Consider the following 26,214-nt stretch of genomic DNA (forward strand, 5'->3'; position numbering starts at 1 on the left):
CCTCCGACTTGGGTGCAGGCGCACTGGGGCGCACCTGGGAGCCTCGTGCCCGGTTGGCCGGACTCTCTCTTCACGGCGGCACTTTGGTCGCCAACCTCGCGTCGATCCGGGAAAGCGCCAGGCTGCAAGCACTGGCTCTGGCCGCGACCTGCGCTCAAGAAAATCACTAGCCAGCTTTGCGTACAAACCTGAGGCAGTTCTCCACGCGATCGCGTCGCGCCGCTTTCCGCCTGGGCCAACAATGCCGCCAAGGGGTCTTTCGTTTCGACCGGCCTCATGCAAATACAGGAGACGGGTATGCCAAAAGAATCGCAAGGACTCACGCTGGACGGCCAGGGAAAGCCGCTTTGGCTGTCGCTGGAGCTGACCTACCGCTGCCCACTGAAATGCTCATGGTGCAGCAACCCGCTCAATTTCGAGGATTACACCGAGCGCGAACTCTCGACCGAAGAATGGAAAGCCACGCTGCGCGAAGCGCGTGCCTTGGGTACGCTGCAACTGGGCTTCACCGGTGGCGAACCCTTGCTGCGCGATGACCTGGAAGAGCTGGTGGCCTATGCCGACGGCCTGGGCCTGTACACCAACCTGATCACGTCCGGCATCGGGCTCACCGAAGCCCGCTTGATTGCCTTGAAAGAGGCAGGCCTGAAACAGGTGCAACTGTCGCTGCAGGCGCTGCGCTCGTCGCTGACGGACGAACTGGTCGGCGCCAAGGCGCACACCCGCAAATTGGCGGCGGCGCGCCTGATCAAGGCCCACGGCTTTCCCATGGTGATGAACATGCCGGTGTTCAAGCAGAACATCGACCAGATCGATGCCATGTGCGCATTCGCCGCCGAAATCGGTGTCGAGTACATCGAGTTTGCCAATATCCAGTACTACAACTGGGCCATGGTCAACCGCGATGAGCTGATGCCGACCCTGGAGCAGGTGCGCGAAGCCGAAGCCACGATCCAGCGCTGGCGCGACAAGCTGGGCGACAGCATGACGCTCTATTTCGTCATTCCGGACTACTACGAAGGCCGCCCCAAAGCGTGCATGAACGGCTGGGGCGCCATCAGCCTGACCATCGCGCCGGATGGCGTCGCGATGCCCTGCCTCGAAGCGCGCGTGATCCCGGGCCTGGAATTCGTGTCGGTGCGCGACAAGCCGCTCTCGTGGATCTGGCACGAATCGCCGCTGTTTCGCAAATACCGGGGGGTCGACTGGCTGCCCGAGCCGTGCCGTTCGTGCTCCGAGAAGGAAAAGGATTTTGGCGGTTGCCGCTGCCAGGCCTTCCTGCTGACCGGCGACGCCGGCAATACCGACCCGGCCTGCAGCCTGTCGCCGCACCACCATGTGGTGCAACAGGCGGTGGCCAGCACCGTGCAAGCGCTGCGCTTTCGCAAACCCCTGATCCGGCGCACCAAGAGCGCGGTGTCCACCGCCTACATGGAGGAATGAACCATGCGCCATCCTTACGACACGGCCGCCGGCACGATCGTGCTCGGCCTGCTGCTGACTGGGGCCTTGGCCGCCCTGGCGCGCTTGCTGATCGCCTGAGGCACAGCATGGACAGTCTCTCTATCGATCTGCTGCTGCGCTGGGGCCATTTCATCGCCGGCGTGATCTGGGTTGGCCACAACTATTCCAGCGTCATCCAGCGGCCCAACTGGCGTGCGCTGAGCGCCGCCGATCTGATTGACGACCAGAGCCCGCGCTTCCAGGCGCTGCTGCACCGCGAGCACGGCACGTTTCGCTGGGCCTCGGTCGTCGCCTGGTCCGCCGGCATGCTGATGCTCTGGCGCTACGGCTGGCTGATGGGCGCCATTACCCTGCAAGGGACCTTGGCGCCGATCGGGATCGGCATGTACATCGGCACGCTGATGATGGCCAACGTCTGGCTGGTGCTGTGGCCGCACCAGCAAAAAGTCCTCGGCCTCAAGCCGGCCTCCATCGCCGAGCGCGTGCGCTGCTCGCGCATCACGCATTTGTCCTCGCGCACCAACACCATGCTGTCGATTCCCTTGCTGTTCTTCATGGCAGCGGGCGCCCATGGCGGCCTCCTGGCGGGCTGACGCGGCAATGGCGCAGCACGACGCCCCGGCGAAGGCAGCCTGGAATTTCGCCGCCGGTCCGGCGCGGCTGCCGGATGCCGTGTTGGCACGGGCCGGCGCCGCCCTGTTCGAGCGCGGCGCCGATGGCGCAGCAGCCATCGAACGCCCCTTCACCGGGGCCGGCTTTCGCGAGGTGCTGGCCGACGCCCGGCAGCGCCTGGCGGCCTTGCTCGGCGTCCCCGACCACTACCGCGTGCTGTTTCTCGCCGGCGGCGCCATGCACCAGTTCTCCATGCTGCCGATGAACCTGCTCGACCCGGCATCGGGCCTGCGCCGCGTCGCCTATGCCGACTCGGGCTATTGGTCGCGCCGGGCGATGCAGGAGGCAGCGCGCTACGCCGAAGTGGCGGTGGTTGCCAGACATGCCGGCGCGCTGCCGCTCACCGCACCGCCGCTGGACGACTGGCAGGTGCCGCCAGATTGCGCCTACTGCCACATCACGGCCAACGAAACCGTGGACGGCATCGCTTACCCGGCATGGCCCAATACCGGCGCCGTGCCGCTGGTGGCCGATGCGACCTCGTGCTTTCTCAGCGCGCCGCTCGACGTGTCGAAGTTCGGCCTGATCTATGCCAGCGCGCAAAAAAACATCGGTCCGTCCGGCCTGACAGTGGTCATCGTGCGCGAAGACCTGCTGCGGCGCCCTGCCTTGGCCGCCCCCTCGGCCTTGTGCTATCGCCTGCAGGCGGCGCAGGACAGTTGCCTGAATACGCCGCCGACCCTGGCGATTCACCTTGCGGCGCTGGTCTTCGACTGGATTTCTGAATCGGGCGGTCTGGTGGCCATGGCAAGTGCCAACCGACGCAAAGCTGATTTGCTGTACAGCGCCATCGACAGCAGCCAGGGTTTCTACACGGCGCCGGTCGCCCATGGGCACCGCTCGACCACCAATGTCCGCTTCCATCTGGCGGATGAGCGCCTGACCGAAGTTTTTTTGACCGACGCCGCAGCCGCCGGCTTGCACCACCTGCGCGGCCACCGCCAGGTCGGCGGCCTGCGTGCCAGCCTCTACAACGCAATGCCGGACGCAGGGGTCGCTGCGCTGGTCGACTTCATGGCGGAATTTGCCCGAGGCCACGGGTGAACACCGCCTGGCTCCCCACCCGGCCTGGGCTGGCCGGCGGAATCGACAACGACGGCAGCCGGGCAGCGGAACTGCTGGCCGCCGGGTTCGGCAGTGTGGAGTTCGGCACGGTAACGCCCCGCCCTGAGCCTGGCGCCAACCCCGGCGCCAACCCCGGCGTGGTTGCGCTGGCTGCCCGTCTGCGGGCGCTGCCGCCGCGCGCGCAAGGTGCTGCCCGTGTCGGCATCGGCATCGGCATGGGGGGCGACGCCGCGCCGGAAACCCTGGCCGCCGAATGGTGCTGCGGGTACCAAACCGCCTGCGAAGTGGCCGATTACCTGAGCTTCAATTTGAGCGCGCGCCGCTACCAAGCCTTGTTGACGCCTGCGCATTGGCCGCTGCTGCTGCAGGCATTCGACGCTGTTACCCACGAACGCCAACAGCACACTGCCGTTGGCGGCCAGTACCTTCCCCTGGCGCTCAAACTGCCGCTGGGGCCGGCGGGCGGGTTCCCACTGGCACTGGCTCAAGCAGCGGCCGCAGCCGGCTTCGATGCCGTGACGGCGGTGCTGCCCGCCAGCAGCGAACGTCTCGACCGGCTTCGCCTGCTGCGCGCACAACTGCAAGGCCAGGCAGCCATCGTGGCCGTCGGCGGCATACGGTCGGCGGGCGATGTGCGCGCCGCACTGGCAGCCGGCGCCAACGCGGTGCAAGTCCATTCTGTGTTCGCGCAACAAGGCGCTGCCTGCCTGCCGGATCTGCTCCATCTGGATCTTCAGGCCTAGGGTGCCAGCGTCAGATCGACCGTGGTCTGGCTTGGCAGAACACAGGCGCTTTCGCTGGATGTCATCGGCCCGGTCATGTGCCTGCAAGGGGAGCAACGCCGCATGGCGCGCCGAGTGCGGTGCCCCCATCCTGTGAGCCCTGGTGTCATACCGCTTGGCGCGCACAACAATGCCGCCAACGGCCAGCTCGACCTCGTCGCCACCCTTTGAGAACAAAGCGGTGGCGCCTGTCCCGCAATCTCTAAGCTTTCAATTTGATAGCTAAAAGCGACCGTGGATATTGCCGTAGAAGCCAATTTTTATTGAAATTTCCGGCAAGAACCGACCCCACGGATCATCCGCCCATCTGCGCAATCGCCTGGCGGAAACGGCGCAGCGACAGTGCAAACATCACCACGCCAATCAGCAGCAGCGCCACGAAGGATGGCCATACCACCGCCAGGCCCGCCCCGCGAAACAAAATGGCCTGGCCCAGTTCGGTGAAATGCGTGGTGGGTGCGAGGGACATCACCGCTTGCACCCACTCGGGCATGCTCTCGCGCGGCGTCATGCCGCCCGAGAGCATTTGCAGCGGCAGCATCACCAACATGACCAGCAGGCCGAACTGCGGCATGTTGCGTGCCAGCGTCGCCATGAAGATGCCCAGCGACGTGGTGGCAAACAGGTGCAGCACCACGCCAGCAAAGAACAGCCACAGCGAGCCCTCCACCGGCACCCGCAGCAGCCCCAGCACAACGCCGTGCAGGGACAGCAGCGTTGCCACCACCACCACCAACCCCATGGCCCACACCTTGGCCAGCATGATTTCGGTGGGCGTCACCGGCATGACCAAGAGGTGCTCGATGGTGCCATGCTCGCGCTCGCGAATCAGCGCCGCGCCGGTCAGAATGATCGAAAGCATGGTGACCTGCGAGACCAGCTCCATCAGGGAACCAAACCACACATTCGAGAGCGTGGGGTTGAAGCGCATGCGCGTCACCAGCTCTACCGGGGGAGCCTGCGTGCCCCGGTTGCGCTGCACGAACTCACCCACCTCGCCCGCCACGATCTGCTGGGCCAGGCCACTGCCTGCAAACGCCTGGCTCATGCGCGTGGCATCCACATTGAGCTGCACAGTGGGCGAGCGCCCGGCCAGCACATCGCGCTGCAGGTTCGGCGGAATGACCAGCACCAGCGTGTAATGGCCTGCGTCCAGCGCCGGATCGACCTGGGCATTGGTGATGCGCACCGGCGCATTGAACGCGGGCGGGTAAAACGCACTGAAAATACGCGCCGACAGGGCCGAATCGTCCTCGTCCACGATGGCCATCGGCGTGTGGTGCAGCGTTTCGGGCATGGCCGTTCCCGCAGTGTAGATCGCCACGGTAAAGGTGTACACAATCAGGACCAACATCATCGGGTCGCGCCACAGGCTCCACAGCTCCTTGACGCCCAGCAGGCGGATGTTGGTCAGGTGGTGCAGCAGGCGGCGCATGCTCACTTTTCCTGCTTGCGCAGCAGCAGCACCGCCACGCCCAAAATCACCACCGGCGCCACGGTCAACGGCCAGAACGAGGCGGCCAGGTCGTGAAACCCCAGCGCCTTGTTGAACACCCCCCGGCTGATGGTGAACATGTGGCTGGCCGGATAAATCTCGCCGATCCAGCGCCCCGCACCCTCCAGCGACGACACCGGGTTGATCAGGCCGCCAAACTGGATGGCAGGCAGCATGGTGCCGATCATGGTGAAGAACATGGCCGCAAGCTGGCTGCGCACCAGGGCAGATGCCAGCAGGCCCAGCCCGGTGGCGCTGATGGCAAACAGCAGCGTCGCCAGTGTGAGCGTGGCCAGGCTGCCGGTGACAGGCACGCCAAACACGGTCACGGCCAGCAGCAGCATCATGGCGAAATTGAGCATGGACAGCGCGAGATAGGGCAACTGCTTGCCCAGCAGAAACTCGGTGCGCGTGGTCGGTGTGACGTAGAGATTGATGATCGAACCCAACTCCTTCTCGCGCACCACGGCCAGCGCGGTCAACATGGCCGGCAGCATGAGCAGCAGGATGGGGATGACCGCTGGCACCATGGACGGCAGGCTCTTGACGTCGGGGTTGTAACGAAACCGCGTTTCCACGTTCACGTTGCCTGCGGGCGCTGCGCCGGTGCGCGCTGCAATCGTCTGCACCAGCCAGTACTGGTGCATGCCCTGCACATAGCCGGCCACGGTTTCCGCGCGCTGCGGCATGGCACCATCGATCCAGGCGCCGATCTCGGCCTGCTCGCCGCGCTCCGCATGGCGGGCAAAGCCGCTGGGGATTTCCAGCGCCAGCGAAATTTTGCCGCTGCGCAGGCGCTGGTCCATGTCGGCATCGTCCCGCAAAGGCGGCTGCTCGCTGAAGTAGCGCGAGCCCGCAAGCTGCAGCGCATAGTCGCGGCTCAGCGCGGTCTGGTCGCGGTCGAGCACCGCAAAGCGCAGGTCTTCGACATCCATGCTGATGCCGTAGCCCATCACAAACATTAGCAGCAACGAGCCCAGCAGCGCCAGCGCGCCGCGCACCGGGTCGCGCTGCAACTCCAGCGACTCGCGCCAGGCATAGCTGTAGAGGCGCCGCAGGCTGCGCCGCCAGGCGGGCTCGCGGGGCGGCGCAGCGGTGGTGGCGCGCGGGTCCTGCGCGGCTTCGGGCGTATCCGCCGCGCCGCCGCCGGCCTGCACCAGGCAATCGATAAAGGCCTGCTCCAGCGTCTGCGCTGCGTGCGCCGCCACAATGGCCTGCGGCGTATCGCTGGCAAGCACCCGGCCCGCGTGCATGAGCGAAATACGGTCGCAGCGCGCCGCCTCGTTCATGAAATGGGTCGAGATGAAGATGGTCACCCCGTCGCGGCGCGAGAGCTCGATCATCAGGCGCCAGAAGTTGTCGCGCGCGATCGGGTCGACGCCCGAGGTCGGTTCGTCGAGGATCAGTAGCTCGGGCTTGTGCACCATGGCGACGGCGAGCGAGAGGCGCTGGCGGTGGCCGAGCGGCAGTTTCTCGGGCAACAGATTCAGAGAGTCCTGCAGGCCAAAGCGCTGCGCCATCTCGGCGGCGCGGCCCGCGACTTGCGCTTCGGGCACATGGAACAGGCGCGCGTGCAGCAGCAGGTTCTGCTCCACCGTCAGTTCGCCATAGAGAGAGAAGCCCTGCGACATGTAGCCCACGCGCTGGCGCGTGGCGATGTCCTTGGGGTCCACCGCATGGCCGAACAGCAGCGCACTGCCCTCGCTGGCGGGCAGCAGGCCCGTGAGCATCTTCATGGTGGTGGTCTTGCCGCAGCCGTTCGACCCCAAGAAACCAAAAATCTCGCCCCGGCGGATGCGCAGGCTGACCGCATCGACTGCGGTGAAATCGCCAAACCGCATGGTCAGGCCCTGCGCCTCGATGGCCACCTCCTGCGCCTGGGCGTCCGACAGGGGCGGAATTTCAATCACGCGGTGCCCGCGCCGCCGCTCCTCGGGCAGCAGGCCGATGAAGGCGGCTTCCAGATCGGCTGCGCCCGTGCGCTCCAGCAGGCCGCCGGGCGTGCCTTGCGCCAGAATGCGGCCCTCGTCCATGGCGACGAGCCAGTCAAAGCGCTGCGCCTCGTCCATGTAGGCGGTGGCCACCACCACGCTCATGCCGGGGCGCTGCTGGCGGATGCCCTCAATCAGGTCCCAGAACTGCGCGCGGGCCAGCGGATCGACGCCGGTGGTGGGCTCATCGAGAATCAGCAGGTCGGGGTCGTGGATCAGCGCGCAGCACAGCCCGAGCTTTTGCTTCATGCCGCCCGAGAGCTTGCCGACAGGGCGCGCCAGAAATGGCTGCAAGCCGGTGGCGCGGGTGAGCTGGTCGATGCGCCGGCGACGCTCCTGCGCGCCATGGCCGAACAGGCGCGCAAAGAACTGCAGGTTCTCTTCGACCGAGAGCGTGGGGTAGAGGTTTTTGCCCAGGCCCTGGGGCATGTAGGCAATGCGCGGGCAAACGCGGCGCCGGTGGCCGGCGCGTGCCATGTCGCCGCCCAGCACCTGCACCCGCCCCTGCTGCACCACGCGGGCCCCTGCCATCAGCGCCAACAGGCTGGACTTGCCCACCCCGTCGGGGCCGATCACGCCCACCATGCAGCCTGCCGGCACGTCCAGGTCGATATCGGCCAGGGCCTGTACCTGCCGATAACGCAGCCCAACACCCGCCAGCCGCGCCACGGGCGCCAAGCCCGTATCGCTCACGGCTGCCCTTTGATGGCCAGGTGCTCGGGCCACGCGGCCTGCGGGTCGGTGCGGATCCAGGCCATGCCGGGCAGCCCGGTCTTGACCTGCTCGATGTGGCGCAGCAGCAGATCGCGGTCGATCTGCGCACGCACGCGGAACATGAGTTTTTGCCGCTCACTCGCGGTTTCCACGGTCTTGGGTGTGAACTGGGCCGTGCTGGCCACAAAGGACACACGCGCCGGAATCACGAACTGCGGCGCGGCATCGAGCACGATGCGCACCTCGCTGCCCAATGCCACCCGGCCTGCGACCGCCTCCGGCAGGAAGAAGGTCATGTACACATCCGACAGGTCGACAAGGCTCAGCACCCTGGCGCCCCCCGCCACGATTTCACCAGGGTGTGCAATGAGAAACTGCACGCGGCCGTCGCGCGGGGCCTTGAGCTCGCTCTCCGCCAGATCCACATCAATGCGCTGCAGCGTGGCTTCCATGGCCTGGACGCTGGCCTCGGCGGCGGGCACCTGGGCGCGTGCTGCATCCACCCCGGCCTCGGCCGCACGCGCCTGGGCCTTGGCCGCATTCAGCGCCGCCTGGAGGTTGCGCACCCGGGCGCGGTCGTCGTCCAGCACCTGGTCGGACAGGAAACCGTCGCGCGCCAACTGCTCGGTGCGCGGCAGGCGGCGCTGGGCCATCTGCAAATCGGTTTCGCGCTGCACCACCTGGGCCAGCGCGGCCTGGTGGTTGCCCACGGCCTGTGCCACCTGCATCTGGCTGGTGGGCACCGCCTGGCGCGCCTGCTTCAGCCGTGCCAGGGCTTCGTCGCGCTGCGCCTGCAAGCCGTCGAGCTGCAAGCGGGCCAGCACCTGTCCGGCCTTGACGAACTCACCTTCGGACACCAGCAGCTCGCTCAAGCGGCCCGGCTGCTTGCTGGCAACGGCGATTTCCGTCGCCTCGATGCGGCCGTTGCCGCCGACCAGGCCAGCCTGCGGGTCGGCCGTGCGCCAGGGCGCCCAGGCCAGCAGCAGCGCCGCGCCGACCAGCAACAGTGCGCCGGCCGTCAGAACCGATTTCCAAGCGATCTTCATGCCGCCATTGTCCCCTCGCCGCCGGGCCGCACGGACGCCACCCGGCACCTGTTTGCCCGCGATCAAGAAAAACCACCCGGACAGCGCCGGGTGGTCTTATTTTGATAGCTGTAAGCGCTTACTGGATAAGCGCTAGAGGCCATTTTTACTACAAATTCAGGCCGGCACCGGGGTACGGATCAGGTAATCGAACGCGGCCAGCGCCGCCTTCGCCCCATCGCCCGCCGCGGTGATGATCTGCTTGTACGGCGCGGTCGTGCAGTCGCCGGCGGCGAACACGCCGGGCACGTCGGTGCGGCCGTGGGCGTCCACCTGGACCTCGCCGAAGCGCGAGAGCTCCACGGTGCCCTTGAGCCACTCGGTGCTGGGCAGCAGGCCGATCTGCACGAACACGCCGTCGAGCGCAATGTCCTGCGCCTCACCCATGGTGCGGTCGGTGTAGGCCAGGCCCGTCACCTTGCTGCCGTCGCCCAGCACCGCCGTGGTCTGCGCGTTGGTAATAACGGTGACGTTGGGCATGCTGAGCAGCTTTTTCTGCAGCACCGCGTCGGCCTTGAGTTCCGGGGCGAATTCCAGCACTGTCACGCGCGCCACGACGCCGGCCAGGTCGATGGCCGCCTCGATGCCGGAGTTGCCGCCGCCAATCACGGCCACGTGCTTGCCCTTGAACAGCGGGCCGTCGCAGTGCGGGCAGTTGGTCACGCCCTTGGTGCGGTACTGCTCCTCGCCGGGCACGTTCATGTTGCGCCAGCGCGCACCGGTGGAGACGATGACGGTGCGGCTCTTGAGGCGGGCGCCGTTCTCCAACTCCACCTCGATCAGGCCGCCGGGCGTGCTGGCGGGCACCAGTGCCTTGGCGCGCTGCAGGTTCATGATGTCCACCTCGTAGTCGCGCACGTGGCGCTCCATCGCGGCGGCGAACTGCGGGCCCTCGGTGTGCTGCACCGAGAGGAAGTTCTCGATGCCCACGGTGTCGAGCACCTGGCCGCCGAAGCGCTCGGCCGCGACGCCGGTGCGTATGCCCTTGCGCGCCGCGTACACCGCAGCGGCCGCGCCGGCCGGACCGCCGCCGACGATGAGCACGTCGAACGGCGCCTTCTCACCGAGCTTGGCGGCGTCGCGCGCGGCGCTGCCGGTGTCGATCTTGGCGACGATTTCGGCGAGCTCCATGCGGCCCTGGCCGAAGCGCTCGCCATTCAGGAACACGGTGGGCACGCCCATGATGCCGCGCGCCTCGATCTCGTTCTGGAACACGCCGCCGTCAATCGCGGTGTGCGTGATGCGCGGGTTCAGCACGCTCATGAGGTTGAGCGCCTGCACCACGTCCGGGCAGTTGTGGCAGGAGAGCGAGTAGTAGGTCTCGAAATGGAAGTCGCCGTCCAGGCCCTTGACCTGCTCCAGCAGCTCGGCCGCTTCCTTCGACGGGTGCCCGCCGACCTGCAGCAGCGCCAGCACCAGCGAGGTGAACTCGTGACCCAGCGGCACGCCAGCGAAGCGCACGCCGCTGTTTTGCCCAGGGTTGGTGATGAGGAACGAGGGCTTGCGCACATCCAGGTCGTTCTTCTCGACCACGGTGATCTTGTCCGACTGGGCGCGGATGTCTTGCAGCAGTTCGCGCAGCTCGTTCGACGCCGTGCTGTCGTCCAGCGTGGCGACCAGTTCCACCGGGCGCTGCAGGCGCTCCAGGTAGGCTTTCAACTGGGTTTTGAGGGTGTCGTCGAGCATTGCGGAACTCCTGAAATTTGAATTTTTGGGCGTAAAAAAACCCGGGCGCCAGGCACCCGGGCGTCTTGGAGCGCTTAAGGAGGGCGCTTAGATCTTGCCGACGAGGTCCAGCGAAGGGGCAATGGTCTTCTCGCCTTCCTTCCACTTGGCCGGGCAGACTTCACCAGGATGCGCCGCGGTGTACTGGGCGGCCTTGAGCTTGCGCAGGGTTTCCTTCACGTCGCGGGCGATTTCGTTGGAATGCACTTCCATGGTCTTGATAAAACCATCGGGGTTGATGATGAAGGTGCCGCGCAGCGCCAGGCCTTCTTCGTCGATGTGCACGTCAAAGGCGCGGGTCAGGTGGTGCGTCGGGTCGCCGACCAGGAAGAACTTGGCCTTGCCGACGGCGGGCGAGGTTTCGTGCCAGACCTTGTGCGAGAAATGCGTGTCGGTGGTGACAACGTAGACCTCGGCACCGGCCTTCTGGAATTCTGCGTAGTTGTCGGCCGCATCTTCAACTTCGGTCGGGCAGTTGAAGGTGAAGGCGGCGGGCATGAAGATCACCACGGACCACTTGCCTTTGATGGTTTGGTCCGTCACTTCAACGAACTTGCCGTTGTGGAAGGCTTGGTTCTTGAACGGCTGGACTTGCGTATTGATGAGGGACATTGCTGCTTTCCTTTCGGGTGATGAACTGAACACGAAGGCAAGTCTAGACACAATCAATCAATAAAACCAATCAATTCATTTCATAGTATCGATGCCTTTTAACTATTTCAATACCCCGATCAGCGCACAGTGGCCGGCGCTGGACGCACAATGGCGCCTTCATTGCCGCACACGATAAGGAGTCCCGCTATGCAAGGCGACGCACAGGTCATTGGCTACCTCCAGGCCCAGCTCAAGAACGAGCTGACCGCCATCAACCAGTACTTTTTGCACTACCGCATGCTCAAGCACTGGGGCTTTGGCAAGCTGGCCAAGAAGGAGTACGAGGAGTCCATGGGCGAGATGAAGCATGCGGATATGCTGATGGACCGCATTTTCATGCTCGACGGCCTGCCGAACCTGCAAGACCTGGGCAAGCTGATGATTGGCGAGGACGTGCCCGAAATTCTGGCCTGCGATCTGGGCCTGGAGCGCGGCGCGCAAGCGACGGTCAAGGAAGGCATGGCGCACTGCGAATCGGTGCGCGACTACGTTTCGCGCGATTTGCTGCAAACCATCCTCGACGACACCGAAGAGCACATCGATTTTCTGGAAACGCAGATTGAGCTGGTCGCCAAGGTCGGCGTGCAAAACTACCTGCAGTCGCACATGAGCGAACTTGAATAGGCCGCAGGCGGCTGCGCAACCGAAGCGGGCCAGGCGCCCGCTTTTTTATTGCGCATGCGAGCTTGCGCCCATCCTCGCACCGGTTTGCGACAATGCCCGTACCCCTCGCCTGCCCTATCGCCCCCATGCACGAAACACCTCCGCCTGCACCGCCTGAGCCGCCTGCCACCCAGCGGCACAACCCCTTGCACGGCGTGACGCTCGAAGCCATGGTGCGCGCGCTCGCCGAGCATTACGGCTGGCCGGGCCTGGCCGAACAGATACCAGTGCGTTGCTTTCAGCACGAGCCCAGCGTGAACTCCAGCCTGAAGTTTTTGCGCAAAACGCCCTGGGCGCGTGAGAAGGTCGAGAGCTTGTACCTCTTCATGCTGCGCGAGCAGCGCCGGGCGGCGCAGTAGGCATTCACCTAAGGCGGGTCGTGCTGCCAGTAGCGCCGCCCGACCTCGCGCTCACAGCGCACTGCCTCGGGCGCGTCCGATTGCCAGGTCGCGGCGCCGCAATGTGCCGAATCAACCACCCGTGCACCATGCTCGCGCAAGCGCTGCACCACGATCGGCGCGGGGTGGCCAAAGCGGCTGCGGTAGGCGGCCTGTACCAGCGCAATTTTCGGCTGCACCGCGGCAAGAAAAGCGTCGCTTGACGAGGTTTTGCTGCCATGGTGCGGGACCAGCAGCGCATCGGCAGCCAATGGCGCTCCGGCCTCCACCAACGCCAGCTCCTGCGGTCGCTCGATATCACCGACCAGCAGCGCGCTGGCGCCGCTCACAGCCCGCACGTGCAACACGCAGCTTTGTGCATTCGGCTTCTCGCCACGTGGCAACACGGCAGGCGCCGCCTGCAACGGGTGCAGAACATCGAACTGCACACCGTCCCACGTCCAGGTCTGCCCCGCGACGCAGGGCGCCCAGGCACGCAGTGCGAGCAGCGCGGCCTCACCAGCAATCGACCCGGTCAGCGCAGCCTGCGGCTGCTGGGCCAGTACAGCACTCGCGCCACCGGTATGGTCGCTGTCGCGGTGGCTGAGCATGACGGTGTCCACCCGCTCACCCAGCGAGCGCAGCAGCGGCACCAGCACGCGATCGCCCGCATCGCTTGCCAGGCTGTAGCGTGGGCCAGTGTCGTAAAGCAGCGCGTGCCGCGCGGTACGCACCAGCACCGCGTTGCCCTGGCCAATGTCGGCGGCAAGCAACTCGAAACTGCCCGGCAGCGGCCTCGGCGCCTGCCACAGCAGCGCTGGCAGCAGCAGCGGCACGCCGGCCAAACGCAGGGATGCGGGCAGGCGCGCAGCCAGCAACACGCCGCCGATCACCGCAGCCAGCCCCGCCCACAGCGGCGCCGCCGCCACATCGAACTGCGCCCACGGCCAGGCTGCCAGCCAGCCCAGCCAAATGCCCAGCAGTTGTACGCACCAGGCCGCCACCTGCCATAGCGGCGGCCAGAGCACGCCAGCGAAGGCCAGTGGCGTGACGATCAGCGTGACCCAAGGAATGGCAACGAGGTTGGCAAAAAAACCGACCAGCGACACCTGGCCAAACAGCAGCAGGCTGAGCGGCGTGAGCGCCACGGTCACCGTCCATTGCTCGCGCAATAAGGAGAGAAACTTGGCCTTGGCGCTTATGGTACCTGCGCTACCAGCTATCGGATTAAGAGCAAACAACACCCCGACAGCCACAAAGCTCAGCCAAAACCCGGCCTGCAGCAGGGCCCAAGGGTCGAACAGCACCACGACCGCACAGGCCAGAAGCCAGATAAGCGGCCAAGGCCAGCGCCGCCCGGCAAGCTTGAGGCCCACCACCACGGCCAGCATCAGCACGGTGCGCTGCGCAGGAATGCCCCAGCCGCTGAACACCGCATACACCGTTGCCAGCAGCAAACCACCGAGCAGGGCCGCAGACTGCGCCGGCCATGCCAGGCACAGGCGCGGCGCGCGCCGCCACAGCCCACCAACAGCCAGAGCCGCCAGCCAGGCAAAGAGCGTGATGTGCAGGCCTGAGATGCTGACCAGGTGCGCGACCCCCGTGGCCCGAAACACGTTCCAGTCGCTGCGGTCGATGGCACGCTGGTCGCCCGTCACCAGTGCCGCCACCACGCCGGCGGCACGCACCTCGGCCGGCCCCTCGGCGGCTGCGGCCAGTCGGGTCAGAATCGCATCTCGGACGTTCTCACGCAGTTGCAGCACCGGGTAGCGCAGCGCGGCGTCCAGACGCGCGGGAGGCCCGTCCTTCGGTCCGGCCCGCACATAGCCCACTGCCTGCACGCCTTGTTCCCACTGCCTGAGCTCGTAGTCAAAGCCGTTCGGGTTGCGCGCGCCATGCGGCGCCTTGAGCCGCACCACCATGCGCCAGCGCTCACCAGCGTGCGGCGCGCCGGCTTGCTGGGGCTGCGCACCGCTCGCACCGGCCTCGTGGTACCAGGCCAGGTCGATGAGCGGCGGCACTTGCAGAGACTTTCCCTGCAGGCTGGCGGAATCGACCTGCAAGCGAAAGCGGACACCCGTCTCCATGGCTTCCGGCAAGCCTGCCACAGTGCCGGTCACCATGATGTCTTGCCCCTCCAGCGCCGGGTTCAGCGCCGCGCGCGCGTAGTGCAGGGAGCGCAATCCGCAGAGCGCAAACACGGCAAGTGCAAACGCCACCAACACGAGAAAAAACGCCCTGCGCGGCCTGGATGTCGCCCGCCAGCTAAGGGCGCCCAACGCCAGCGCGACACCAGCGGCGCCGGTGGCGGCATACCCCGCTGCCGTCCATAAAGTGGGCTGCTGGATTTGCAACGCAGACCCCACCACCACGCCGAGCAGCCCCGGCACCAGCACGACAAGCCGCATCGGCGCCATGCGCAGCCCTTGCCGTTGCGACGGAACAGGTGCTGGCGGTGCTGGACTGGAATCCGACGCAGAGGTCATCGCAGAGGCTGGCGCCGGGGTCATTGCCGGATGGGTGGAATGTTGGGTTTCTGCCTGTGTACCATGCGCGGTTTCCCTACAGCAAGAATCTGCCATGAACGTTTACGACAAACTCAAAGAACTTCAGATCACCCTGCCACCGGTCTCGGTGCCTGCTGCAGCCTACGTGCCCTACGTGCAGACCGGCAAGCTCGTCTTCTTGAGCGGCCATATTGCACGCAAGGACGGCAAGCCTTGGGCGGCACAATTTGGCCGCGATATTTCAACGGAAGACGGCAAGGCTGCCGCGCGCGCCGTGGCCATTGACCTGATGGGCACGCTGCAAGCCGCAGCCGGCGGTGACCTCAACCGCGTCAAGCGTATCGTGAAGCTGATGAGCCTGGTCAATTCCACGGGAAGCTTCACCGAGCAGCACCTGGTGACCAATGGCGCCAGCGAACTGCTGGGCGAAGTGTTTGGCGAAGCTGGTGTGCACGCGCGCAGCGCTTTCGGCGTGGCGCAGATTCCCTTGGGCGCCTGCGTGGAAATTGAACTGATTGCCGAATTGGCTTGAGCGCGGCTCCAAGCGCGCTGTCGCTGCGCGCCTAGAACGATTCCCAATCGCCCTCATCGCCCGGCGCTGCAGCAGCAAGCCTGGAAGAAGGTTTGGAAGAAGGCGTGGATAAGGCCTTGGGCAAGGGCTTGGCGGCCGCAGGCCGTACACCCGGCGCTGAAACCTTGGGGCGTGCCTGCACGGATTTGGTCACCGCAGGCGACGGGCTTATTCGCTGCGCCACAGCTCGCGGCGCAGCCACTGAGGCGACGCGCTGCGGCACCTGGGCGCCCCCCAACTTGAAGGTCGAAACCACCTGCGCCAGCTGCTCGGCCTGCTCGCGCAGGCTTTGCGCCGCCGCCGCGCTTTGCTCGACCAGTGCGGCGTTTTGCTGCGTCATCTGGTCCAGGTTGCCCACGGCCTGGTTCACCTGAGAGATGCCCGAGCTCTGCTCGGTGGACGCCGCCGTGATTTCGCCAATCATGTCGTTGACGCGCTGCACCGACTGCACGATGTCCTGCATCGTGGTGCCCGCATCCTGCACCAGACGCGAGCCGGCCTCGACTTTCTCCACCGAGGTGCCGATGAGCTGCTTGATCTCCTTGGCCGCCTCGGCACTGCGTCCGGCCAGGCTGCGCACTTCGCTGGCCACCACGGCAAAGCCTCGGCCCTGCTCACCCGCCCTTGCGGCTTCCACAGCGGCGTTGAGCGCCAGGATATTGGTCTGGAAGGCAATGCCGTCGATCACCCCAATGATGTCGGCAATCTTCTTGCTGCTGTGGTTGATCTCGTCCATGGTGGCGACCACCTGCGTCACCACTTCGCCGCCGCGGCGCGCCACACCGGTGGCGCTGGCAGCCAGACTGCTGGCTTGCTGGGCGCTGCTTGCACTTTGCGCAATGGTGCTGGTGAACTGCTCCATGGCGGCAGCGGTTTCCTGCAGGTTGCTTGACGTCTGCTCGGTGCGTGCCGAGAGGTCGTGGTTGCCGCTGGCAATCTCGGCGCTGGCGGTGGCAATGCTGTCGGTGCTGTGGCGCACTTGCTGCACGGTGCCGGCCAGCGATGCACTCATGGCGTAGAGCGAGCGCAGCAGATCGCCGAATTCGTCCTGGCGCTGAATGTCTGCGCGCTGGCTCAAATCGCCAGCCGCAATGTGCGCAGCCAGTTCGTTGGCCTGTCGCAGCGGACGCTGGATGCTGCGGATAAGCAGAAAGGCGCCCGCGCCAATGACCAGTATCACCAACACCATGGCAGAAATACCGACCCGGATCGTCGTGACACGCGAAGCAGCAATGCTCTGCAACTGGTCACGCTCCGCCTGCTGCTGCATTTCCACGAAATCGTGCAGGGCTTTCAAGTAGGCGTCGGACGCCGGGCTATAGCTTTTTTCGACGAACGCGACAGCTTCCTGTTGCTGCCCATCGGCCTTGAGCTTTCGCGCCTGCGCGCGCGCATCCAGCATGGCTTGGCGCGCGGCTGCAATCTTCGCCATCTGCGCACGGTCCGCATCGGACAATGGAAGGGCCTCGATTTTCTTTTGCACCTCGCTGACTTGCTGCGTCGTTGCGGCCATCACACCCTTCAACGCGTCCTCCACCGCCGGGTCGCTGCTGACAATGACGGCCTGGGTACGCGCCGCGTTGCTCTCCGTGAGGCCGACCCAGCGCGTGGCCGAGTCCACGCGCAGTTTCATGGCGGCAGTGACCGCGTCGCTCTCGACCTGCGCCCTGGCCGACCGCAGGCCGGCGAACCCCACCACACCCGCCAGCATGAGCACGATGATAAGGACGGCCAACCAGAGCTTGTGAGCAATTCGAAGCTGCATCATCGACCCTTATGTATGGAAATGTAAGCTTTTGCTCCCGCGAGCGTACTACCAAATCCAGCCGCCCAGGCAAGAAATTCGCTAGGGCCGACTCCCTATTCCAGCCGCGTCACGGCCTGCGGCTTGAACCCCAGATCCGCCACCTTGCCCCGGCGCGCGCGCGCGGCACGGGCATTGTTGAGCGAGCGGATTTCCAGCGTTTCGTCGCGCGGCTTGCCGCCCCGGCCGATGCCGTCGAGACGGATGCTGCGGGTATAGGCGGCCGCACCCGCCAACCGGTCCTTGTCTTCCAAGTCGATCAGCATGAGCCCCCGGCCACCGTTGGCCATGGTCTTGAGCTCGGTGATCTCGAAGGTGAGGATGCGCCCGCCCGTGGAGGCGCAGGCCACATGGGTGGCCGGTGGCAGGCCCTTGCCGCCCGAGCTGCCGGCGGCGTGCGAGGGGGCGCACAGCGTCTCGCCCTCGCCCAGCGTGACAAAGGCTTTGCCGCCCTTCTGGCGCGAGACCATGTTCTCCACTGCCGCCAGAAAACCGTAGCCCCCCGAGCCCGACAGCAACAGCGTGGCGCCCGCCGGGCCGGCAAAGTAGTGCAGCACCTGGGTGCCGGCCTCCAGTTCGATGAGCGTGGTCACCGGCTGGCCGTCGCCCCGCGCGCCTGGCAGCAAGGCCACGGCCACGGAGTACACCCGGCCATTGCTGCCAAAGGCGAGCAAGGTATCGACCGTGCGGCATTCAAACGTGCCATACAAGCCATCGCCCGCCTTGAAGGCAAAACTGGCCGCTTCGTGCCCGTGGCCGCTGCGTGCGCGCACCCAGCCTTTTTGTGACACGACCACCGTCACAGGCTCGTCCACCACCTTGACTTCGGCCACGGCCTTCTTCTCGGTCTGGATCAGCGTGCGGCGCGGGTCTGCAAACGTTTTGGCGTCAGCTTCGATCTCCTTGATCATGGTGCGGCGCAGCGTGCCGGGGTTGTTCAAAATGTCTTCGAGCTTGCCCTGGCTTTCGCGCAGTTCTTTCAACTCCTGCTCGATCTTGATCGCTTCGAGCCGCGCGAGCTGGCGCAGGCGGATTTCGAGGATGTCTTCGGCCTGCCGGTCACTCAGCGCAAACCGCGCAATCAACGCCGCCTTGGGGTCGTCGGCCTGGCGAATGATGGCGATCACTTCGTCGATGTTGAGCAGCACAATCTGCCGCCCTTCGAGGATGTGAACGCGGTCCAGCACCTTGCTCAAACGGTGCTGCGAGCGCCGCGTGATGGTGGTCTGGCGGAAGGCGATCCACTCCTCCAGCATCAGCCGCAATGATTTTTGCACCGGCCGGCCATCCAGCCCCACCATGGTCAGGTTGATGGGCGACGAGGTCTCCAGGCTGGTGTGCGCCAGCAGTGCAGTAATCAGCTCTTGCTGCGGCGTCTTGCTCGTCTTGGGCTCGAACACCAGGCGCACGGGGGCGTCCTTGCTGGATTCGTCGCGCACCACGTCCAGCACGGCAAGCACGCTGGCCTTGAGCTGCACCTGATCCTGGCTCAGGGCCTTTTTGCCGGCCTTGACCTTGGGGTTGGTGATTTCTTCGATCTCTTCGAGCACCCGCTGGGTGCTCACGCCGGGCGGCAACTCGCCCACCACCAGTTGCCACTGGCCACGGGCCAGGTCCTCGATCTTCCAGCGCGCGCGCACCTTGAGGCTGCCCCGGCCCGTGCGGTAGGCGTCGGCAATGTCGGCAGCGCTGCTGATGATCTGGCCACCACCGGGGTAGTCGGGGCCGGGCACGATGGCCAGCAGCTCTTCGGCGCTCAGCGAGGGCGTCTTGATCAGCGCAATGCAGGCGTCGGCAATCTCGCGCAGGTTGTGGCTGGGGATTTCGGTGGCCAGGCCCACGGCAATGCCGCTGGCGCCGTTGAGCAGAGCGAACGGCAGGCGCGCGGGCAACTGGCGCGGCTCTTCGGTACTGCCGTCGTAGTTGGGCATGAAATCGACCGTGCCTTCGTCAATTTCATCGAGCAGCAGGCTCGTGATGCGCGACAGCCGCGCCTCGGTGTAGCGCATGGCGGCAGCGCCGTCGCCGTCACGGCTACCAAAGTTGCCCTGGCCGTCGATCAGCGGGTAGCGCTGGGCAAAATCCTGCGCCATGCGCACCAGCGCGTCGTAGGCCGACTGGTCGCCGTGCGGGTGAAAGCGCCCCAGCACGTCGCCCACCACGCGGGCACTCTTGACGGGCTTGGCCGCCGCGTTGCGCGTGGGGCCGCTGTAGGACAGGCCCATGCGGTCCATCGCATACAGAATGCGCCGCTGCACGGGCTTGAGACCATCGCACACGTCGGGCAGGGCTCGGCCCTTGACGACAGAGAGCGCGTATTCGAGGTAGGCGCGCTGGGCGTAAGTACCCAGGCCCGGTTCGTCGGGGGTCTCGGGCGCAGAAAAGGCGAGGTCGGGTTGCTCACTCATGGGTCAATCACTAACTTATTGATAGCTATCAGCGCTTGACAGATAAGCGCTAGAGGCCAATTTGGCTTGAAAATCAGACGTCGATCTCGACGCTGTCGCCGTGCAGCTCCATCAACTCGCGCCGCGACCCCGCCTCGCCCTTGCCCATCAGCTTGGTGATGAGGCCTTCGGTGGCGGCAAAGTCCATGCTGCCCAACTGCACCGGCAGCAGGCGACGGGTGTCGGGGTTGAGCGTGGTGTCCCACAGCTGCTCGGCGTTCATCTCGCCCAGACCCTTGAAGCGGCTGATCTGGCACTTGTCGCGCGCCACGCCGTCTTTTTCGGCTTTGTCCAGGATGGACTGCAGCTCGCCGTCGTCCAGCGCGTACTGCTTGGCGGCGGGTTTCTTGCCGCGCGCCGGCACGTCCACACGGAACAGCGGCGGGCGCGCCACGTAGATGTGGCCGGTTTCGATGAGCTTGGGAAAGTGCCGGAAAAACAGCGTGAGCAGCAGCACCTGGATGTGCGAGCCGTCCACGTCGGCGTCCGACAGGATGCAGACCTTGCCGTAGCGCAGGCCCGAGAGATCCGGTGTGTCGTCCGGCCCGTGCGGGTCCACGCCAAGCGCGACCGAGATGTCGTGGATTTCGTTGTTGGCGAACAGCCGGTCGCGCTCCACCTCCCAGGTGTTGAGCACCTTGCCGCGCAGCGGCAGGATGGCCTGACTCTCTTTGTCGCGGCCCATCTTGGCACTGCCGCCGGCCGAGTCGCCCTCGACCAGAAACACTTCGTTGTGTGCCAGGTCGCGGCTCTCGCAATCGGTCAGCTTGCCGGGCAACACGGCCACGCCAGAGCCCTTGCGCTTTTCAACCTTCTGGCCGGCCTTCTGCCGCGTTTGCGCCGCGCGGATGGCCAGTTCGGCGAGCTTCTTACCGTATTCCACGTGCTGGTTCAGCCAGAGTTCGAGCGCCGGGCGCACGAAGCTCGACACCAGCCGCACGGCGTCGCGCGAGTTCAGGCGCTCCTTGATCTGGCCCTGGAACTGCGGGTCGAGCACCTTGGCCGAGAGCACGTAGCTGGCGCGGGCAAACACGTCTTCGGGCAGCAGCTTGACGCCTTTTGGCAGCAGCGAGTGCAGCTCGATGAAGCTCTTGACGGCGGTAAACAAACCATCGCGCAGGCCGCTCTCGTGCGTGCCGCCCGCGCTGGTAGGAATCAGGTTGACATAGCTCTCACGCACCGGCTGGCCGTCTTCGGTGAACGCCACGCACCACGAGGCGCCCTCGCCTTCGGCAAAGCTCTCGTGGCCGCTGTCGGCAAAACCTTCGCCTTCGAACAGCGGTATGACCGGCTCGCCATTGAGCGTCTGCTGCAGATAGTCGCGCAGGCCGCCCTTGTACTGCCAGGTTTGCGTATCGCGCGTTTTTTCGTTGACGAGCGAGACGCTCACACCGGGCATGAGCACGGCCTTGCTGCGCAGCAGGTGCGTGAGCTCGCCCAAGGGCAGGTTGCTCGATTCGAAGTATTTGGCGTCGGGCCAGGCGCGCACCGTGGTGCCCTGCTTGCGGTCGCCCTCGCTTCGGGCCTGGGTGGTGAGCGGTTCAATCACATCCCCTGCCGAGAACGCCAGGCGGGCCACCTGGCCTTCGCGGTAGCTGGTGGCTTCGAGCCGGGTGGAAAGTGCATTGGTCACGCTCACGCCCACGCCGTGCAGCCCCCCCGAGAAGTTGTAGGCGCCACCCTTGCCCTTGTCGAACTTCCCACCCGCGTGCAAGCGGGTGAAGACCAGCTCGATCACCGGCGCCTTTTCTTCCGGGTGCAGGCCGAACGGGATGCCACGCCCATCGTCTTCCACGCTGACCGATCCATCGGCATGCAGGACGACCTTGATCTTCTTGCCGTAGCCCGCCAGCGCTTCGTCGGCAGAGTTGTCCAGCACCTCCTGGATCACGTGCAAGGGGTTGTCGGTGCGGGTGTACATGCCCGGCCGCTGCTTGACGGGCTCCAGGCCCTTGAGCACGCGGATCGAGCTTTCGGAATAGTCGCTATTTGAAACAGGAGAGGGTTTGGCTGCCATGGGCGCGGATTGTAGGACTGTATGAAAAGCCAGTCTGGCCAACCGACCATGGCGCCCAGGCGCCAGCACGGTGCCGGCCGTTTGGCTATATTTGTTGCAATGCACACGACGCCACCCAAACTCTCCATGTTCCAGGTGCTCGCCTGCGGCGCTGCCGTGGTGACGCTCTCCATGGGCATTCGCCACGGCTTTGGCCTGTGGCTGCAACCGATCACGCAGGAGATGGGCTGGACGCGCCAGTCCTTCGCCCTGGCGCTGGCCATTCAAAACCTCTCGTGGGGCCTGATTGGCGTCTTTGCCGGCATGTTGGCAGACCGTTTTGGCGCCTTCCGCGTGCTGATTGGCGGCGCGGCGCTGTACGCATTGGGCCTTGTGGGGATGGCGCTCTCGCCCACCGAAACACTGTTTGCCCTGACCACCGGCGTGCTGATTGGCGCGGCGCAGGCGGGCACCACCTACGCCGTGATCTACGGCGTGATTGGCCGCCAGGTCCCGGCTGAAAAGCGCTCCTGGGCCATGGGCGTGGCGGCGGCGGCGGGCTCGTTCGGCCAGTTCCTCATGGTGCCGACGGAAGGCTTCCTCATCACCGCCATGGGCTGGAAAGAAGCGCTGCTGGTGCTGGCCGCCATGGTGCTGGTCATCGTGCCGCTCGCCTTCTGGCTGCGCGAACCCCGCTTCGCCAGCGCAGCCCCCGTGCAGCACAGCCAGGGCATTGGCGAGGCGCTCTCCGAGGCGCTGCGCTACCCGAGCTTTCTGATGCTGACCGCTGGCTACTTCGTGTGCGGCTTCCAGGTGGTGTTCATCGCGGTGCACATGCCGAGCTACCTGCGCGACCACGGCCTCTCGCCCCAGGTGGCGAGCTATTCCCTGGCGCTGATTGGCTTGTTCAACGTGTTCGGCACCTATATTTCCGGCACGCTGGGCCAGCGCATGGCCAAGCGCCATATCCTGGCATTCATCTACTTCACCCGCGCGGTGGTCATCACCGTGTTCTTGCTGGTGCCGCTCACGCCCACGTCGGTGTACCTCTTCTCGGCGGTGATGGGCGCGCTGTGGCTGTCCACCGTGCCGCCGACCAACGCCGCCGTGGCACAGATTTTTGGCGTGCAACACCTCTCGATGCTCGGCGGCTTCGTGTTCTTCAGCCACCAGGTCGGCAGCTTCCTGGGGGTGTGGCTGGGCGGCTACCTGTACGACCGTACCGGCAGCTACGACACCGTCTGGATGCTGGCGATTGCCTTTGGCGTGCTCGCCGGCCTCATCAACCTCCCCGTGCGCGAGCACCCGATTGCGCGCGGTGCCGCGCAGCCCGCATGACCGAAGCACCGGCACCGGGCAGCGCCTTGCCGCGCAGGCCCTGGCGCCGCCGCGCCGCTTGGACGGCGGCGCTGCTGGCGCTCGCAGCCGTGTTTGCGCTCTACCAGCGGCCCGACTTCCTGGTGATGCTGGCCGATCAGGCCTGGGCCTGTTTTTGATGCCAAATCAGCCTCTAGCGCTTATTGCATAAGCGCTTCCAGCTATATCTTTTGATAGCCTCCATGCCTTCGACCGACGCTTCTGAATGGGTACGCCGCTGGTCGCACCTGGTGCCACCGGACGCGCAGGTGCTCGATCTCGCCTGCGGCGCCGGCCGGCATATGCGGTGGTTCGCGGAACGTGGCCATACGGTCCTCGGCGTAGATCGCGCTCCCGAGGCCTTGCAAAGCGCCGCCGCGTTTGGCGAGGTGCTGGCCTGCGACCTTGAAGCCGCGCCCTGGCCACTGCCCGAGCGCAGGTTCGGCGCCGTGGTCGTCACCAACTACCTGTGGCGTGCGCTGCTGCCACGCATCGTGGCCAGCGTGGCGCCCGGCGGCCTGCTGCTTTACGAGACCTTTGCGCAGGGCAACGAAATGGTGGGTCGGCCGGTGAATCCCGATTTTCTTCTGGCGCCAGGGGAACTGCTGCACGCCTGCCAGGGTCTGCACGTGGTGGCGTACGAAGATGGCACCCTGGACAACCCCGAGCGCTTTGTGCAGCGCATCGCTGCACTGCGCGTGTCGGCGGGCGCCGCCGCATCGGGCCGCCGGGCGCTTCAGGCACCCCAATGAAATTGAGCCCACGATCGGCGAGTGCCGCCCGCTAGAATGCCCCTTTGCGTTTTTTTCCAGCCGATATGACTTCTCCCCGCCCTCTCCTTACCGGCAGCATCGTCGCCCTCGTCACGCCCATGCACGAAGACGGCAGCGTGGACTATGAGAGCCTGCGAAAACTCATCGACTGGCACATTGCCGAAGGCACCGACTGCATCGGTGTCGTCGGCACCACCGGCGAATCGCCCACGGTGGACGTCGAGGAACACTGCGAAATCATTCGCGTCAGCGTCGAACAAGCGGCAGGCCGCGTGCCGGTGATGGCAGGCTGCGGCGCCAATTCCACCAAAGAGGCGATTGAACTGGCGCGCTTTGCCAAGGGCGTGGGCGCCGACAGCCAGTTGCAAGTCGTTCCCTACTACAACAAGCCCACGCAAGAGGGCCAGTACCAACACTTCAAGGCGATCGCCGAAGCCACGGGCGAACTACCCATCGTGCTCTACAACGTGCCCGGCCGCTCGGTCGGCGACATGCTGCACGACACCGTGCTGCGTCTGGCGCAGGTGCCCGGCATCATCGGCATCAAGGAAGCCACGGGCAATATCGAGCGCGCGCAGTGGTTGATTCGCGATCTGCCCAAGGATTTCGCCATTTATTCGGGTGACGACCCCACGGCCGTCGCCCTGATGTTCTGCGGTGGCCACGGCAACATCAGCGTCACGGCCAACGTGGCGCCGCGCCTGATGCACGAGCTGTGCGTGGCCGCATTGGCCGGCGACATCCGCCGCGCCATGGACATCCAGTTTCGCCTGATGCCGGTGCACAAAAACCTGTTCATCGAAGCCAACCCGATTCCCGTCAAGTGGGCCATGGCCCGCCTGGGCCTGTGCGGTGGGACCATGCGCCTGCCCATGACCCCGCTCAGCTCTGCCCATGAGGCTGCCGTTGAAGGCGCGCTGCGCGCCAGCGGCCTGCTCTGATTGCGGCTCAGCCGCTTATCGAATTCAAGAGGATGTTCCGCGTGAAAACTGCTGCACGATTTGGCCTGCTGGGCCTGACCATTGCCTTGTCGGCCTGTTCGGTTCTCGATAGCGACAAAATCGACTACAAAAGTGCCAGCAAGGGCCAGACGCTGGAAGTTCCGCCCGACCTCAAGCAGCTCTCGCGCGATTCGCGCTACGCCCTGCCGGGCGGAGTGGTCTCCGCCAATGCCATGGAAGCGGGCAAGGCGACCCAAACACCGGACAGCCAGGCGGCTGCCAACCACATGGGTGATGTGCGTATTGAGCGCAACGGCGATCAGCGCTGGTTGGTGGTGCAACGCCCCGTCGACAAGCTTTGGGACCCGGTGCGCGATTTCTGGCTTGAGAACGGCTTTACGCTGGCCCTCGACCAAATCGACCTGGGCATCATGGAAACCGACTGGGCGGAAAACCGCGCCAAGATTCCACAGGACTTCATTCGCTCCACGCTGGGCAAGGTGTTTGACTCGCTCTACTCCACTGGCGAGCGCGACAAGTTCCGCACGCGGCTTGAGCGCCGGCCTGACGGCAGCACCGAGATTTACGTCAGCCACCGCGGGATGGAAGAGGTCTACAACACTGCGAACAAAGACTCCACCGTGTGGCAGCCGCGCCCGGCCGACCCGGAGCTGGAGATTGAATTTCTGCGCCGCCTGATGATCAAGCTGGGGGTTCCGGCTGAGCAGGCCAAAGCTGCCACAGCCTCCGCTCCCAAGGCCGCTGAAGTGCGCGTAGCCAACCAGGACGGCGTGCCGGTGCTGCAGATCGACGAAGGCTTCGAGCGTGCGTGGCGCCGTGTCGGCCTGGCGCTGGACCGAACCGGTTTCACTGTCGAAGACCGCGACCGCAGCCAGGGCGTTTATTTTGTGCGCTATGTGGCGCCTGGCACCGACCAAAAAGAGCCTGGTTTCTTTGGCAAGCTGTTCAGCCGCGCCAAATCGGCAACACCGCCGCTCCAGTACCGCATCGTGGTGCGAAGCCAGGGCAACGCCAGCGTGGCATCGGTGCTCAACGCCAGTGGCGCCCCCGAGAGCTCGGAGAACGCTCAGCGCATCGTGCGCATCCTTGCGGACGACATGAAATAAGCACG

21 protein-coding genes are annotated in these 26,214 nt (G+C 65.6%); 12 read left to right on the top strand and 9 right to left on the bottom strand.

Annotated elements, in window-relative coordinates:
* Positions 1–297 precede the first annotated feature (297 nt).
* From pqqE to D3F03_RS03860, 4 genes are all read left to right on the top strand, one after another.
* Positions 298–1,443, top strand: a complete 1,146-nt coding sequence (pqqE, locus tag D3F03_RS03845; protein WP_119108558.1) for a pyrroloquinoline quinone biosynthesis protein PqqE — start codon at positions 298–300, stop codon at positions 1,441–1,443.
* 107 nt (positions 1,444–1,550) lie between these two features.
* Positions 1,551–2,057 carry a urate hydroxylase PuuD gene (locus D3F03_RS03850; RefSeq protein ID WP_119108001.1) on the top strand — a complete coding sequence of 169 codons (507 nt, stop codon included), beginning with the start codon at positions 1,551–1,553 and terminating at the stop codon, positions 2,055–2,057.
* Complete coding sequence (gene serC / locus D3F03_RS03855) at positions 2,035–3,180, top strand: 3-phosphoserine/phosphohydroxythreonine transaminase (RefSeq protein WP_199665401.1); 1,146 nt, start codon at positions 2,035–2,037, stop codon at positions 3,178–3,180. Before D3F03_RS03850 ends, serC begins: the two co-directional genes overlap by 23 nt.
* Complete coding sequence (locus tag D3F03_RS03860) at positions 3,177–3,944, top strand: dihydroorotate dehydrogenase (RefSeq protein ID WP_119108002.1); 768 nt, start codon at positions 3,177–3,179, stop codon at positions 3,942–3,944. The genes serC and D3F03_RS03860 overlap by 4 nt, the downstream gene beginning before the upstream one ends.
* 334 nt (positions 3,945–4,278) lie before the next feature.
* Here D3F03_RS03860 and D3F03_RS03865 read toward each other — a convergent pair whose 3' ends face one another.
* From D3F03_RS03865 to ahpC, 5 genes are all read right to left on the bottom strand, one after another.
* Complete coding sequence (locus tag D3F03_RS03865) at positions 4,279–5,418, bottom strand: ABC transporter permease (RefSeq protein ID WP_119108003.1); 1,140 nt, start codon at positions 5,416–5,418, stop codon at positions 4,279–4,281.
* A gap of 2 nt (positions 5,419–5,420) precedes the next feature.
* Positions 5,421–8,162 (bottom strand): ribosome-associated ATPase/putative transporter RbbA, encoded by a 2,742-nt coding sequence (gene rbbA, locus D3F03_RS03870; RefSeq protein WP_119108004.1) that lies wholly within the window; start codon positions 8,160–8,162, stop codon positions 5,421–5,423.
* The gene (locus D3F03_RS03875; protein WP_119108560.1) at positions 8,159–9,229 is read right to left on the bottom strand and encodes an HlyD family secretion protein; all 1,071 of its coding nucleotides are present in this window, start codon (positions 9,227–9,229) and stop codon (positions 8,159–8,161) included. Before D3F03_RS03875 ends, rbbA begins: the two co-directional genes overlap by 4 nt.
* A gap of 156 nt (positions 9,230–9,385) precedes the next feature.
* Entirely contained in the window at positions 9,386–10,954 is a 1,569-nt protein-coding gene (ahpF, locus tag D3F03_RS03880; RefSeq protein ID WP_119108005.1) for an alkyl hydroperoxide reductase subunit F, read from the bottom strand.
* An 87-nt stretch (positions 10,955–11,041) separates the two neighbouring features.
* Positions 11,042–11,605, bottom strand: coding sequence for an alkyl hydroperoxide reductase subunit C (ahpC, locus tag D3F03_RS03885; protein WP_119108006.1), 564 nt, complete (start codon positions 11,603–11,605; stop codon positions 11,042–11,044).
* A 189-nt stretch (positions 11,606–11,794) separates the two neighbouring features.
* Here ahpC and bfr point away from each other — a divergent pair, with 189 nt between their 5' ends.
* Complete coding sequence (gene bfr / locus D3F03_RS03890) at positions 11,795–12,271, top strand: bacterioferritin (RefSeq protein WP_119108007.1); 477 nt, start codon at positions 11,795–11,797, stop codon at positions 12,269–12,271.
* 125 nt (positions 12,272–12,396) lie between these two features.
* On the top strand, positions 12,397–12,669 hold the full coding sequence (locus tag D3F03_RS03895; protein WP_119108008.1) for a VF530 family protein: 273 nt from the start codon (positions 12,397–12,399) through the stop codon (positions 12,667–12,669).
* An 8-nt stretch (positions 12,670–12,677) separates the two neighbouring features.
* Here the strand turns inward: D3F03_RS03895 and D3F03_RS03900 are convergent, their stop codons facing one another.
* On the bottom strand, positions 12,678–15,104 hold the full coding sequence (locus D3F03_RS03900; protein WP_119108009.1) for a DNA internalization-related competence protein ComEC/Rec2: 2,427 nt from the start codon (positions 15,102–15,104) through the stop codon (positions 12,678–12,680).
* Between the two features lie 163 nt (positions 15,105–15,267).
* Between D3F03_RS03900 and D3F03_RS03905 the strand changes: the two genes are divergently transcribed.
* Positions 15,268–15,726 (top strand): RidA family protein, encoded by a 459-nt coding sequence (locus tag D3F03_RS03905; protein ID WP_119108010.1) that lies wholly within the window; start codon positions 15,268–15,270, stop codon positions 15,724–15,726.
* A 31-nt stretch (positions 15,727–15,757) separates the two neighbouring features.
* On the opposite strand, the gene D3F03_RS03910 is transcribed toward D3F03_RS03905, so the two are convergent.
* The 3 genes from D3F03_RS03910 to D3F03_RS03920 all read right to left on the bottom strand — a co-directional run bounded on the left by D3F03_RS03910 (position 15,758) and on the right by D3F03_RS03920 (position 22,033).
* The gene (locus tag D3F03_RS03910; protein ID WP_119108011.1) at positions 15,758–17,533 is read right to left on the bottom strand and encodes a methyl-accepting chemotaxis protein; all 1,776 of its coding nucleotides are present in this window, start codon (positions 17,531–17,533) and stop codon (positions 15,758–15,760) included.
* A 92-nt stretch (positions 17,534–17,625) separates the two neighbouring features.
* Complete coding sequence (parC, locus tag D3F03_RS03915) at positions 17,626–19,977, bottom strand: DNA topoisomerase IV subunit A (RefSeq protein WP_119108012.1); 2,352 nt, start codon at positions 19,975–19,977, stop codon at positions 17,626–17,628.
* Positions 19,978–20,050: 73 nt separating this feature from the next.
* On the bottom strand, positions 20,051–22,033 hold the full coding sequence (locus D3F03_RS03920; RefSeq protein WP_119108013.1) for a DNA topoisomerase IV subunit B: 1,983 nt from the start codon (positions 22,031–22,033) through the stop codon (positions 20,051–20,053).
* Between the two features lie 99 nt (positions 22,034–22,132).
* Here D3F03_RS03920 and D3F03_RS03925 point away from each other — a divergent pair, with 99 nt between their 5' ends.
* The 5 genes from D3F03_RS03925 (at position 22,133) to bamC (ending at position 26,209) form a co-directional block, all read left to right on the top strand.
* A complete protein-coding gene (locus D3F03_RS03925) occupies positions 22,133–23,350 on the top strand; it encodes an MFS transporter (RefSeq protein ID WP_119108014.1) in 1,218 nt (405 codons plus the stop codon).
* The gene (locus D3F03_RS17270; protein WP_199665402.1) at positions 23,347–23,508 is read left to right on the top strand and encodes a hypothetical protein; all 162 of its coding nucleotides are present in this window, start codon (positions 23,347–23,349) and stop codon (positions 23,506–23,508) included. The genes D3F03_RS03925 and D3F03_RS17270 overlap by 4 nt, the downstream gene beginning before the upstream one ends.
* A 63-nt stretch (positions 23,509–23,571) precedes the next feature.
* On the top strand, positions 23,572–24,120 hold the full coding sequence (locus D3F03_RS03930) for a class I SAM-dependent methyltransferase (protein ID WP_119108015.1): 549 nt from the start codon (positions 23,572–23,574) through the stop codon (positions 24,118–24,120).
* Between the two features lie 65 nt (positions 24,121–24,185).
* Positions 24,186–25,082, top strand: a complete 897-nt coding sequence (gene dapA / locus D3F03_RS03935; RefSeq protein ID WP_119108016.1) for a 4-hydroxy-tetrahydrodipicolinate synthase — start codon at positions 24,186–24,188, stop codon at positions 25,080–25,082.
* Between the two features lie 32 nt (positions 25,083–25,114).
* Entirely contained in the window at positions 25,115–26,209 is a 1,095-nt protein-coding gene (bamC, locus tag D3F03_RS03940) for an outer membrane protein assembly factor BamC (RefSeq protein WP_119108017.1), read from the top strand.
* Positions 26,210–26,214 lie beyond the last annotated feature (5 nt).

The organism is Simplicispira hankyongi (assembly GCF_003570885.1).
In the GTDB taxonomy this organism is placed as follows: domain Bacteria; phylum Pseudomonadota; class Gammaproteobacteria; order Burkholderiales; family Burkholderiaceae_C; genus Simplicispira; species Simplicispira hankyongi.

Coding starts and splice junctions, on each gene's coding strand:
- pqqE (WP_119108558.1), top strand. CDS start 298: ATGCCAAAAGAATCGCAAGGACTCACGCTGGACGGCCAGGGAAAGCCG.
- D3F03_RS03850 (WP_119108001.1), top strand. CDS start 1,551: ATGGACAGTCTCTCTATCGATCTGCTGCTGCGCTGGGGCCATTTCATC.
- serC (WP_199665401.1), top strand. CDS start 2,035: ATGGCGGCCTCCTGGCGGGCTGACGCGGCAATGGCGCAGCACGACGCC.
- D3F03_RS03865 (WP_119108003.1), bottom strand. CDS start 5,418: ATGCGCCGCCTGCTGCACCACCTGACCAACATCCGCCTGCTGGGCGTC.
- D3F03_RS03875 (WP_119108560.1), bottom strand. CDS start 9,229: ATGAAGATCGCTTGGAAATCGGTTCTGACGGCCGGCGCACTGTTGCTG.
- ahpF (WP_119108005.1), bottom strand. CDS start 10,954: ATGCTCGACGACACCCTCAAAACCCAGTTGAAAGCCTACCTGGAGCGC.
- ahpC (WP_119108006.1), bottom strand. CDS start 11,605: ATGTCCCTCATCAATACGCAAGTCCAGCCGTTCAAGAACCAAGCCTTC.
- bfr (WP_119108007.1), top strand. CDS start 11,795: ATGCAAGGCGACGCACAGGTCATTGGCTACCTCCAGGCCCAGCTCAAG.
- D3F03_RS03895 (WP_119108008.1), top strand. CDS start 12,397: ATGCACGAAACACCTCCGCCTGCACCGCCTGAGCCGCCTGCCACCCAG.
- D3F03_RS03900 (WP_119108009.1), bottom strand. CDS start 15,104: ATGGCGCCGATGCGGCTTGTCGTGCTGGTGCCGGGGCTGCTCGGCGTG.
- D3F03_RS03905 (WP_119108010.1), top strand. CDS start 15,268: ATGAACGTTTACGACAAACTCAAAGAACTTCAGATCACCCTGCCACCG.
- D3F03_RS03910 (WP_119108011.1), bottom strand. CDS start 17,533: ATGATGCAGCTTCGAATTGCTCACAAGCTCTGGTTGGCCGTCCTTATC.
- parC (WP_119108012.1), bottom strand. CDS start 19,977: ATGAGTGAGCAACCCGACCTCGCCTTTTCTGCGCCCGAGACCCCCGAC.
- D3F03_RS03920 (WP_119108013.1), bottom strand. CDS start 22,033: ATGGCAGCCAAACCCTCTCCTGTTTCAAATAGCGACTATTCCGAAAGC.
- D3F03_RS03925 (WP_119108014.1), top strand. CDS start 22,133: ATGCACACGACGCCACCCAAACTCTCCATGTTCCAGGTGCTCGCCTGC.
- D3F03_RS17270 (WP_199665402.1), top strand. CDS start 23,347: ATGACCGAAGCACCGGCACCGGGCAGCGCCTTGCCGCGCAGGCCCTGG.
- D3F03_RS03930 (WP_119108015.1), top strand. CDS start 23,572: ATGCCTTCGACCGACGCTTCTGAATGGGTACGCCGCTGGTCGCACCTG.
- dapA (WP_119108016.1), top strand. CDS start 24,186: ATGACTTCTCCCCGCCCTCTCCTTACCGGCAGCATCGTCGCCCTCGTC.
- bamC (WP_119108017.1), top strand. CDS start 25,115: ATGTTCCGCGTGAAAACTGCTGCACGATTTGGCCTGCTGGGCCTGACC.